The sequence below is a fragment of the Kocuria nitroreducens genome (assembly GCF_042879195.1).
GTDB lineage: Bacteria > Actinomycetota > Actinomycetes > Actinomycetales > Micrococcaceae > Kocuria > Kocuria nitroreducens.
On the sequence record NZ_JBHZTC010000040.1, the window covers coordinates 1 to 9,199 of the forward strand.

At 71.7% G+C, this 9,199-nt stretch carries 8 protein-coding genes; 4 read left to right on the plus strand and 4 right to left on the minus strand.

The window, feature by feature from the left end; translation table 11 throughout:
- Positions 1 to 136: 136 nt before the first annotated feature.
- Both ACFYE1_RS16810 and ACFYE1_RS16815 read right to left on the minus strand, forming a co-directional pair.
- A complete protein-coding gene (locus tag ACFYE1_RS16810) occupies positions 137 to 340 on the minus strand; it encodes a hypothetical protein (RefSeq protein WP_387745502.1) in 204 nt (67 codons plus the stop codon).
- Between the two features lie 111 nt (positions 341 to 451).
- Positions 452 to 1,273: a MurR/RpiR family transcriptional regulator gene (locus tag ACFYE1_RS16815; RefSeq protein ID WP_387745505.1), complete on the minus strand. Its 822-nt coding sequence runs from the start codon at positions 1,271 to 1,273 to the stop codon at positions 452 to 454.
- Between the two features lie 164 nt (positions 1,274 to 1,437).
- On the opposite strand from ACFYE1_RS16815, the gene ACFYE1_RS16820 reads away from it, so the two are divergent.
- Complete coding sequence (locus ACFYE1_RS16820) at positions 1,438 to 2,640, plus strand: DUF4032 domain-containing protein (protein ID WP_387745508.1); 1,203 nt, start codon at positions 1,438 to 1,440, stop codon at positions 2,638 to 2,640.
- 22 nt (positions 2,641 to 2,662) lie between these two features.
- Here ACFYE1_RS16820 and ACFYE1_RS16825 read toward each other — a convergent pair whose 3' ends face one another.
- Together ACFYE1_RS16825 and ACFYE1_RS16830 are read right to left on the minus strand one after the other, a co-directional pair.
- Positions 2,663 to 3,238: a TetR/AcrR family transcriptional regulator gene (locus tag ACFYE1_RS16825; protein WP_387745511.1), complete on the minus strand. Its 576-nt coding sequence runs from the start codon at positions 3,236 to 3,238 to the stop codon at positions 2,663 to 2,665.
- Between the two features lie 36 nt (positions 3,239 to 3,274).
- Entirely contained in the window at positions 3,275 to 5,533 is a 2,259-nt protein-coding gene (locus tag ACFYE1_RS16830; RefSeq protein WP_387745513.1) for an HAD-IB family hydrolase, read from the minus strand.
- Positions 5,534 to 5,680: 147 nt separating this feature from the next.
- Here ACFYE1_RS16830 and ACFYE1_RS16835 point away from each other — a divergent pair, with 147 nt between their 5' ends.
- From ACFYE1_RS16835 to ACFYE1_RS16845, 3 genes are read left to right on the plus strand one after another with little or no spacing between them, the layout of a single operon-like run.
- A complete protein-coding gene (locus tag ACFYE1_RS16835; protein ID WP_387745516.1) occupies positions 5,681 to 6,469 on the plus strand; it encodes an SDR family NAD(P)-dependent oxidoreductase in 789 nt (262 codons plus the stop codon).
- Positions 6,466 to 7,248, plus strand: coding sequence for a lysophospholipid acyltransferase family protein (locus ACFYE1_RS16840; RefSeq protein ID WP_387745519.1), 783 nt, complete (start codon positions 6,466 to 6,468; stop codon positions 7,246 to 7,248). Before ACFYE1_RS16835 ends, ACFYE1_RS16840 begins: the two co-directional genes overlap by 4 nt.
- 38 nt (positions 7,249 to 7,286) lie before the next feature.
- Positions 7,287 to 8,960, plus strand: a complete 1,674-nt coding sequence (locus tag ACFYE1_RS16845) for an FAD-binding oxidoreductase (protein ID WP_387745522.1) — start codon at positions 7,287 to 7,289, stop codon at positions 8,958 to 8,960.
- Positions 8,961 to 9,199 lie beyond the last annotated feature (239 nt).

A 9,199-nucleotide genomic window follows, 5' to 3' on the forward strand; every position in this document is an offset into this window, starting at 1 on the left:
GACCACCTCCACCTCTTCGACACCACCACCGGCACCCGCCTGCCCGACTGACCCCCCGGCGGGACCGGCAATACCACCCCCACCACCACGGCGCCCTCCCCGACGGAGAGGACGCCGTGGCGCGGCCGGATCTGGATCAGTCGCGGGCGGGGTGGTCGGCGAGCACCTGCTCGACGAGCTCGGGGTCGGCGTCCCGGACGTCCCAGTTGCCGGTGCGGTCGTGGTAGGCCCGTGCGGCCGCCGTCACGTTGTAGCGGCTGGCGTCGCGCGGCGGATCGGAGTGCTCGAGCACGTGGAGGAGATGCGTCTCGGCCTGGGCGAGCGCCTGAGGATCGTGCATGGCGGGTTCCTTTCGGTACGGACCGGCTCGTTGCCGGCCCGGATTGATCAGCCAACTGACGAATTCTAGCCGACGAGTCCCCGGGATGCACCGGTCACCCACGAGGTCGGCTCAGCGCAGGTCCAGCTCCTCCAGCTCCTCGTAGAGCTCGGCCGCGCGGCCCACCCGTCGTCGTCCCTCCTGCCCCGCGGCGGCCAGCACGCCGTCGGCGAGCACCGACACGAGGCTCATGGCCGCCGCGTAGGAGTCGAACGGCCCCACGCCGTCGAGGGGGCACTCGATCCACAGGTCCACGGCCGCCGCCTGGCGCCGGGCCGTGCTGTCCGCGAGGAGGACGGTCCGAGCCCCCGTGGCCGCGCAGACCTCCACCAGGCGCTCGAATCCGCGGGGCCGCCGCCGGAAGCCCAGCAGGACGACGACGTCGCCCTCGCCCACGTCCAGGAGCTCCTCGCCGAGGGTCTGACCGGGCAGCGGGGCGAGCCGGACCCGGCCCCGCGCCTGCTGCAGTTGCTGCTTCAGGTGCAGCGCGACCGGGTAGCTGTTGCGCAGACCGATGAGCAGGACCGTTCCCGCGTCCGCCAGCGCGCGCACGGCCTGGGCCGGGCGGTCCTCCCCTGCCGGATCCAGGACCTTGCGCAGGTTCTTGAGCTCCTGCTCCAGGTGCTGGCTCAGCCCCGGGTCGGCGTCCGGACCGAGGGGCACGCCCTGCTGGCGCAGGGTCCGGGCCGTCTCCCGGAGGTCGGTGAAGGACTCGAAGCCCAGATGCCGGTACAGCCGGGAGAGGGTGGCGCGGGAGACGCCGCTCATCTGCGCCAGCTCCGCCGAGCTGTACAGGGCGAGGTCGTCCAGGTGGTCCAGGATCAGGTCGGCGGCCCGCTGCTCCTGAGGCGAGAGCCCGGCGTAGTGCGCATGGATGCGCTGTTCGATCGACACCCTCCCCACCCTATCGAGCGCCGGGATCGAGCGCGGGAGAGACTCCGCGGCGGCACCGGGCCGCGCCCCGGTTGCTAGCATGACCAGGTATGAAGGGTTCCCCGGCCCCACACTTCTCCCTCGCGCCCCAGGACGGCCCCGCCCCCGGCGGACGGTCCGGCAGCGTGTCCATCCAGACGGCCTTCCCGGACCCCGTGCTCCTGGAGCTGCCGTGGGACACCCCTCTCGAGCAGTGGCCGGAGGACGTCCTCGCCGCCTTTCCCCGAGGCATCTCAAGGCACGTCGTGCGCTTCGCCCGCGCCGGCGAGAAGGTCGTCGCCGTCAAGGAGACGGTCCCCCACTACGCCCGGCACGAGTACGCGACCCTGCGCCGGCTGCAGCGCATGGGCATCCCGTCCGTCGTGCCGGACTCCGTGGTCACGGACCGGTACACGCCCGAGGGCGAACCCCTGCCGGCCGCCCTCGTGACGGACCATCTGAGCTTCTCCCTGCCCTACCGGGCCATCTTCTCCGCCGGCCCCAGCGCGGCCACGGTCGAGCGCCTCGTGGACGCGCTGGCTTCGCTCATCGTGCAGCTGCACCTCTCCGGCTTCTACTGGGGTGACGTCTCGCTCTCGAACACGCTGTTCCGCCGGGATGCCGGAGCGTTCGCCGCCTACCTGGTGGACGCGGAGACGGGCGAGATCCACTCCGAGCTCACGCGCGGCCAGCGGGAGTACGACATCGAGCTGGCCCGCACCAACGTGGCCGGGGAGATCATGGACCTGCTCGCCGGGGCGGCCGAGGAGGGGCACGACATCGCGGACGTGGTGGATCCTTTCGAGGTCTCGGACCGCCTCGTCGCCACCTACGACTTCCTGTGGCGCGAGCTGACGGTCGAGGAGTCCTTCAGCATGGACGAGCGCTGGCGCGTGGTGGAACGGGTGCGCCGCCTCAACGAACTCGGCTTCGACGTCGAGGAGGCCTCCATGGACACGGTCGACGGGCGGATCCGGCTGCGTCCTCAGGTCGTGGAGCCCGGCCACCACACCCGCCGCCTGCAACGGCTCACCGGCCTCGGCGCCCACGAGAACCAGGCCCGCCGGCTGTTGACCGACATCGCGCAACTGGGGCAGGACCTCTATCCGGGCCTGCCCGAGGAACTCGTGGCCCAGCTGTGGATGCGCGAGGTCTTCTCCCCCATCATGGAGGCGGTCACCCCGCCGATGCGCCGCAAGCTCGAGCCCGCCGAGATCGTGCACGAGGTGCTCGAGCACCGGTGGTTCCTCTCCGAGCGCGCCGGCAAGGACGTGGCGACGCACACGGCCGTGGAGAACTACGTGGCCTCGGAGCTGGCCCAGCGCCCGGACGAGCGGGAGGTCTTCTGAGCCGTGAGTCGGCCCGGACCGGTCAGGGCCGGTGCGCCTCCAGCACCCCGGTCAGGGTCCGGTGCACCCGCCGCGGCCAGTCCTCGCCCAGGCTCCCGTACCGGGCCGCGTGGGAGTAGGCGGAGCCCAGCACGAAGTCCAGGAGGACGTCGACGTCCAGGTCCGGGTTCAGCCGCCCCGCCGCCGTCTCCGCCGCGAAGAGCTCCTTGAGCCGCTCCACGCGCGGCCGGACCAGGTGCGCCCGCAGGATCCGGGACGTCTCCGAGTCCGGGTCGCTCAGCAGCGAGACCGCCACCCCGATGCCCATGTCGTGGAGCAGGAAGTCCAGCGCCTCGGCGAGGCCCTCGTCCCAGCTCGCCGGGGCACTCGGACGCGGCGGTGAGTAGGTGGCCACGGCGTCCTCGAGGGCTCCTTCGAGCATCTCCAGGCTGTTCGCGTAGCGGCGGTAGATCGACGTCTTGGCCACGCCGGAGGCCGCCGAGACCGCCTCGATGCTCACCCGGTGCGGTCCGCCCTCACGTAGGAGGGCGAGTGCCGCCGCGGTGATCTTCTTGTCGGTGGTGACGGTCCGCGGATCGGTCCGGTCGTCGTCGCCCATCGGTGCCCTCCTGCTCGCCGTCCGCCGCCGGAGCGCTCAGGCGGTCTTCCAGTCCTCGATGGGCCAGTGGTTCTTCCTGGCCAGCCGGTACAGGGGCAGGTCGGGGTTGACGGTGTAGGGGTGGCCCATGAGCAGCAGCCAGCTGGCGTCCGCGTGGGAGTCCCCGTAGCCGTAGGAGCGGGACAGGTCGTAGCCGCCCTGCTCGGCGTACTTCTTGAGCCACTGGGCCCGCGCCTCGTCGACCAGGGGCGGAGCGGCGAGGTAGCCGGTCATCACCCCGTCGCGCACGTCCATCCGGGCCGCCACGACCTCGTCGAAGAGGTGGGCGATCGGCTCCACGAGCAGGTCGATCGACCCGGTGACCAGCACCGTGCGGTGCCCCGCGGCGCGGTGCTCCTCGATCCGGGTCAGGGCCCCGGGGCGCAGGAGGCGCCGCATGTCCTGGCCGAGCGGCCCGGCCACCTGCTCCCGCACGGTCCCGGCCGGCACGCCCTGGTAGCGGCGCATGAACGCCCGGATGAACTCCCCGCGGTCCCGCTTCTCGGCCTTCAGGTAGGTCGGGGCGCTCGACACGAGGTCGGCGACCTCCGCGGGCCACTTCGCCGGGTGGAGCGTCCGGCGGCGCAGCTGCAGGTACTGGCGGATGACCGTGGAGTCCAGCACGGTGCCCTCGAGGTCGAAGACCGCGAGCACGTCCGTGCCCTCGCTGAGGTCCCGCCTGGCCGTGCTGCGCCGCTTGGACGCCGCCTGGAGCCGGCCGTAGGCCTTGGTCATCGTGGTCAGGGCCGGCAGGTGCACGTTGTGCCAGTAGTCGGCCCAGTCGATCGACCGGGCGTCGAAGGTCCGGTCCTCGGGCGTGCCGGCGGGCAGCGAGTCGTTGAGCTGCCGCGTGTTGGCGTCGTCGAAAATCATCTCGGTGCGTGTGTAGGACTGGTAGAGGTCCACGTAGGTGCGCAGGGAACCGAGGCCGGACTGCATGCGGTGCAGGGAGCTGGCCCACTCCCGGGTGCGGGAGGTCGCGGGCAGGGCCGAGGTGATCCGCCCGCCCACGGCGGAGAGCCTCTCCTTGACCGCCAGCGAGCGCTCCACGGCGTTGTTGGCCGGGAACTTCCACTCGGGCACGCGGATGGGCTTGCCATCGGCGTCATCCAGCGGGTGGGCGAGGAAGAAGGACCGGACGTTCTCGTACATCTGGTGGAACGGGAGGGGGTTGGAGGCACCCGAGCAGACCTGGTAGTAGGCGGGAGCGGGGTCCGACTGCCCGTCCGGGGTGACCGCGCCCGACGGGGCGCGGTGCCCGTCCGTGGCCAGCGCCACGATCGCATTAACCACGAAGTCGACGGGGATGACGTCGAGCACGGAGTCCGGCAGCCCCGGGAACTCCGGCAGGGCGCCCTTGGCGTAGGCCATGATCAGCGGGTCGGCCACCTTGTAGCCGTCGATCCAGCCGGGGTACGGGTGGCGCAGTGCGGACTCGATGATGGAGGGGCGGACCACGGACAGGCGGTGGCCGGCGCCCGCCCACTTCTGTTCGGCGACTCGCTCACCCAGGGCTTTCGTGAAGGTGTAGATGTCGGTCCAGCCGAGGGACTGCGCCCGGGTGCGCCCGTACTCGACGAGGCGGGTGCGGACCCACTCCTCCCGTGCGGCCTCCGCGGCGCGGGCCACCGATTTGGGGCCCTCCTTGCCGTGGCCCGCCGTGGCGTCGTCGATGATGGCCTGCAGCCGCTCCGGGGTGCGGGAGGCCATCTCGGACTCCTCCCGCGCCAGCTGGGCGGCCTTGTACTCGGCAGCCCAGTCGACGTCGTGGTCCACGGGCGCCTCGGGGCGCAGGCCCTTGGCGATTCCGCCGACGTAGCAGGTGGAGACGTGGATGACGTGCGGATCCTGCCCGGAGGCCAGGAGCGCGTCGTAGAGGCCGGTGGCGCCGCCCACGTTCGTGCTGAAGGCCTCGTGGATGGGCGGGTCGAAGGACACGGTGGAGGCCGAGTGGATCACCACGTCGAACGGCTCCGAGATGCCCGCGAGCGCCGAGAGGTCCCCTTCGAGCACCACGGTGCGCTCTGCGAAGACCCGCTTGGCCTCGTCGTCACCCACCTGCTCCCGCCAGGTGCGGAAGGCAGGCTTGCGCAGCAGCTGCCGCAACCGCTGCTCACCGCTGATGCTCCCCTTGGAGCGGACGACGGCGGTGACGTGCACACCCTCGTGGGCGGACAGCAGCCGTTCGAGCACCGCCTGGCCGAGGAAGCCGGTGGCTCCCGTGAGCAGGACGCGCGTGGTGGGGGTCTCGGTCAACGGTGTTCCTTCGGTGGTGTACTGGTCCGCCGTCGGTGCGGAGCGGGCGGGGGTTGCGGGCGGACCCTGCCCGGCGGGCGACGACGGCGCCCCTCGAGCGGACCGCACCCGGCTGCGCTACGGCTACCGTAGTGTAGCCTAGATCCCATGCTTACCGCTCTCGTGACCGGGGGGACGTCCGGCATCGGTGCCGCGTTCGCCGAGGCCCTGGCCCGCCGGGGAAATGCACTCGTCCTGGTGGCCCGCGACGCGGACCGCCTCGAGCAGACGGCGTCCAGGCTGCGCTCGGAGCACGGCGTGCCCGTCGAGGTCCTGCCCGCGGACCTCTCCGCCCGCGCCGACGTGGACCGTGTCGCCGCCCGGGTCGAGGACCCCGAGCGACCCGTGGACGTGCTCGTGAACAACGCCGGGTTCTCCGTGAAGACCTCCTTCGCCGACCCGGACACCGGCGCCCACGACCGCGCCTTCGAGGTCATGTGCCGGGCCGTCCTGGTGCTCTCCTCGGCCGCGGTCCGGGCGATGACGGCGCGCGGCTCCGGCTGGATCATCAACGTCTCCTCCATCGCGGGACTGGTCACGATGGGCTCGTACTCGGCGATCAAGGCCTACACGACGGCGTTCACCGAGGCCCTGGCCGTCGAGCTCCACGGGACGGACGTCCACGTCACCGCCCTGCTGCCCGGCTGGGTGCGCACGGAGTTCCACGAGCGTGCCGGCATCAGCGGCACCTCGATCCCCTCCTTCATGTGGCTCAGCCCCCAGCGCGTGGTCGAGGAGGCCCTCGACGACGTCGCGCGCGGCAAGGTCATCTCGATGCCCACCAAGCGCTATCGGCTCCTCGGGCTCGTCCTGCGCCACCTGCCGCGCGCCGCGGTGCGCCGGATCTCGGGGCTGGTCGCCTCGGCCCGCCAGAAGGAACGGGCGGCCGGATCGTGAAGCGCCGCAAGGACCAGGACCCGATCCCGGTGCGGCGCTCCATCGACGGCGGCGGCGCTCCCGCCGCCGGGCACGCCCCGTCCGCCCCGCCGGCCTCCTCCGCGCAGCTGGATCCCGCGCGCTTCCGCGACCCCCGGCGCCGTCTGGCCCGCCGGATCGCCCAGCGGGTGTTCCTGCAGGGGCTCGCCTACCGCACCGTGCGCCGCACGGTCGTGACCCATCCGGCGGCCGAGGCACTCGAGGGACCCTGCATCGTGGTGGCGAACCACTCCAGCCACCTCGACGCGCCCCTCGTCCTCGGTTCCGTGCCCCGGCGGGTGCGCCGGAACCTGGCGACCGGGGTCGCCGCGGACTACTTCTTCACCGCACCCCACAAGCGGCTGTTCACCGAGCTGATCTTCAACGCGTTCCCGGTGGACCGGACCGGCACGGGCGCGAACCGTGGACTGTCCAAACAGCTGCTGAAGGCGGGCGTCCCGCTGCTCGTCTTCCCCGAGGGGACGCGCTCCCGCACGGGTGAGATGGCGTCCTTCAAGATCGGCGCCGCCGGTCTCGCCAAGGCCGTGGGTGTACCGGTGCTGCCCGTCGCCCTGATCGGGGCGCACGAGGCCATGCCGCACGGCACGCGGTGGCCGCGCCGCGGTCGGCCCCGTGTGGTGGTGGCCGTCGGCGAGCCGCTGGTCGCACGGGAGAAGGAGCCCACCTCCTCGTTCAACGGCCGCATCGAGGCCTCGGTGCGCGCGCTCTACGCCGAGCACCGTCCGCGCATCGGCACCTGAACCACCCGCCCCCCGAGACCCAGGAGAAGACCGCGCAGATGGCACACGTGAAGCACATGAAGTGGTGGGGGTGGGGCGAGGAGGGCGTGCACTTCGAGTACGCGAACAAGCCCGCCTTCGCCCCGTTCGTCAAGAACGCCCTGGACGTGGACCTGCGGCCCCGGCAGCGCGACACCATCGACTTCTCCACGGTGAGCGTCCCCGCATCCCGCGCCGAGGACGCCCTCCTGCAGGCGCTGGCCGCCATCACCGGGGCAGAGCACCTGACCCTCGACGACGAACTGCGGATCGTGCACTGGGCCGGCAAGTCCGTCACCGAGCTGCTGCTCACCCGGGCGGGCGACTTCGCGCGCGTGCCCGACGTGGTCGTGTACCCCGGCACCGAGGACGAGGTGGCCCAGGTGCTGCGGCTCGCGGTGGAGCGCGACCTCGTGGTCATCCCCTTCGGCGGTGGCACGAGCATCTCCCGGAGCCTCCAGCCTGACCCCCATGAGGAACGAACGATCGTTTCCTTGGATCTGGGCCGGATGAACCGGGTGCTCTCGCTCGACGAGACCTCGGGACTGGCCACCATCCAGTCCGGTGTGCTGGGCCCGGACATGGAGGAGCAGCTCAACGCCCGCGGGTGGACTCTCGGCCACTTCCCGGACTCCTTCACGCACTCGACCCTCGGCGGCTGGGCCGCCACGCGCTCCTCGGGCATGCAGTCCGACAAGTACGGGGACATCGCTGACATCGTCCGGGGTCTGCGGGTGGTGCGCCCCGGCGGCACCGTGGTGCTGCGCCCCCTCCCCTCGACCTCCACAGGCCCCAGCCTGCGGGAGATGATCCTCGGTTCCGAGGGCAGGCTGGGCGTCATCACCCAGCTCGACGTGCACGTGCACCGCATCTCCGAGCACCGCGAGGTCATCGCGTACATGTTCCCCACGTGGCAGCAGGCGCTCATCGCGATGCGCGAGATCGCACGGTCCGGCGTCAGCACCACGTTCGCCCGGGTCTCCGACGCGCACGAGACCGCGTTCTCCCTGTCCACACAGAAGGCCCCGGCCACCCTCAAGAAGAAGGTCTCGGCCAAGGGGCAGGACCTGCTGTGGGAGGTCATGCGCCGCCGTGGCTGGGACACCGACGCCATGTGCATCGCCTACGTGTGCTTCGAGGGCAGCAAGTCCGAGGTCGAGCGGAGGAAGAAGGCGGTGGCCGGCATCGCCAAGAAGCAGGGCGCCCTGGTGCTCGGAGCGGGTCCCGGCGCGCTCTACGACCAGAAGAAGTTCGACACCCCGTACCTGCGTGACTTCCTGCTCGAGCAGAACACCATCGGGGACGTCTCGGAGACCGCCGCCCCCTGGTCCAAGCTCACCACGGTGCACCAGGCGGCCTACGACGCCGCGCAACGGGCCTTCGCATCGCAGGGCAAGACGGGGTGGATCATGTCCCACATGTCCCACTCCTACCATGCCGGGGCCTGCCTCTACTTCACCTTCGGCTACGAGATCGGCGAGGACCCGCACGGCGAGTACGCCGTCATCAAGAGCGCGATCCAGCAGGCCTTCATCGACGCCGGGGGCACGCTGTCCCACCACCACGGGGTGGGCCTCGAGCACAGCCCCTGGATGGAGCAGGACATCTCCCCGGAGGGCGTGCAGCTCATGCGCGGGATGTTCGCGGCCGCGGACCCGGGGAACAACTTCAATCCCGGCAAGATCGTCGGCTGATCCTCCCGGTCCTGGGCGAACGCAGGCCCCCACCGTGACGGTGGGGGCCTGCCCCGTGCGGGGCTGCTGCGAGGGGGCGTCTCCGGTCAGCGGGACGCACGGTGCCGTGCGCGTGGAAAGCCCGTGGTGCAGGGCGGGTGGAGAGCCACCATCAGTCCCTGCTGCGGTGGTGTTAATGTGGGGAGCCCCCGGCACGGGTGTGTCGGGGGCTCGACCCTGGTGGTGTGGTCCGGCGGTGT

Bases quoted from the DNA above. Each gene is read 5' to 3' on its own strand.
- ACFYE1_RS16810 (WP_387745502.1), bottom strand. From the start codon at position 340: ATGCACGATCCTCAGGCGCTCGCCCAGGCCGAGACGCATCTCCTCCAC.
- ACFYE1_RS16825 (WP_387745511.1), bottom strand. From the start codon at position 3,238: ATGGGCGACGACGACCGGACCGATCCGCGGACCGTCACCACCGACAAG.
- ACFYE1_RS16835 (WP_387745516.1), top strand. From the start codon at position 5,681: ATGCTTACCGCTCTCGTGACCGGGGGGACGTCCGGCATCGGTGCCGCG.
- ACFYE1_RS16845 (WP_387745522.1), top strand. From the start codon at position 7,287: ATGGCACACGTGAAGCACATGAAGTGGTGGGGGTGGGGCGAGGAGGGC.